The organism is Streptomyces sp. NPDC054956 (genome assembly GCF_053609185.1).
In genome coordinates this window covers 1-1,238 of record NZ_JBSGXB010000652.1, presented here as the reverse complement: position 1 = coordinate 1,238, position 1,238 = coordinate 1, and the positions used below count along the sequence as shown (strand labels likewise).

Annotated in this window: 1 protein-coding gene; it reads left to right on the top strand. The window is 75.7% G+C overall.

Annotated elements, in window-relative coordinates:
* Positions 1 to 1,199: HRDC domain-containing protein (locus ACWGDE_RS39075; protein WP_453393837.1), on the top strand; the 1,199-nt coding region annotated here is incomplete at its 5' end.
* Between the last annotated feature and the right edge of the window lie 39 nt (positions 1,200 to 1,238).

The following is a 1,238-nucleotide window of genomic DNA, read 5'->3' as shown; positions in this document are numbered from 1 at the left end:
GGCTGCCCGTCCCCTTGCTCGATCCCCGTGAGGGCTTCCGTCCGGTGGTCGCCGTCGCCGAAGCCCTCGCCGAGGTGGTCGCGGCCTTCGCCGCGGGCACCGGACCGGTCGCCGTGGACGCCGAGCGCGCCTCCGGCTACCGCTACGGCCAGCGCGCGTACCTCGTGCAGCTGCGCCGCGAGGGCGCGGGCTCCGCGCTGATCGACCCCGTGGGCTGCCCCGACCTCTCCTCCCTGGGCGAGGCCCTGTCCGGCACCGAGTGGATCCTGCACGCCGCCACCCAGGACCTTCCGTGCCTGCGGGAAATAGGCATGACGCCCACCTCCCTCTTCGACACCGAGCTCGCCGGACGCCTCGCCGGCTTCCCCCGGGTCGGACTCGGCGCGATGGTCGAGGGCGTCCTCGGCTACGTGCTGGAGAAGGGCCACTCCGCCGTCGACTGGTCCACCCGGCCGCTCCCCGAGCCGTGGCTGCGCTACGCCGCGCTCGACGTGGAACTGCTCGTGGACCTGCGCGACGCGCTGGAGAAGGAGCTGGACCGGCAGGGCAAGCTGGAATGGGCCCACCAGGAGTTCGAAGCCATCGCCGCCGCCCCGCCCGCGCCGCCCCGCAAGGACCCGTGGCGCCGTACGTCCGGCATGCACAAGGTGCGCCGGCGCCGGCAGATGGCCGTCGTACGGGAGCTGTGGGAGTCCCGCGACCGGATCGCGCAGCGGCGCGACGTGTCGCCGGGCAAGGTGCTCGGTGACACGGCGATCGTCGAGGCCGCGCTCGCCATGCCGCTGAACGTGCAGGCCCTGTCCGCCCTGCCCGGCTACGGGCAGCGCATGGGCCGGCGCCAGCTGGACCAGTGGATGGCCGCCGTGGAACGGGCGAGGGCCCTGCCCGAGAACGAGCTGCCGCAGCCGGGCGCGACCCCGGCCGGTCCGCCGCCGCCGCGTTCCTGGGCGGACAAGGACCCGGCGGCCGCCGCGCGCCTCGCGGCGGCCCGTACGGCCGTGTCCGCGCTGGCGGAGGGGCTGAACCTCCCCCAGGAGAACCTGATCACCCCGGACACGGTCCGCCGGCTGTGCTGGGAGCCCCCGCAGCGGCTGGAGGCCGACGCGGTGGCCGAGGCCCTCGCCGGCTACGGGGCCCGCCCGTGGCAGATCGAGCAGGTGACGGCGGCGCTGGTCACGGCACTGGCAACGACCGACTGACGCGCCCGCGCTTCGCGGCGGAGCTTCGACCTCCCCGGC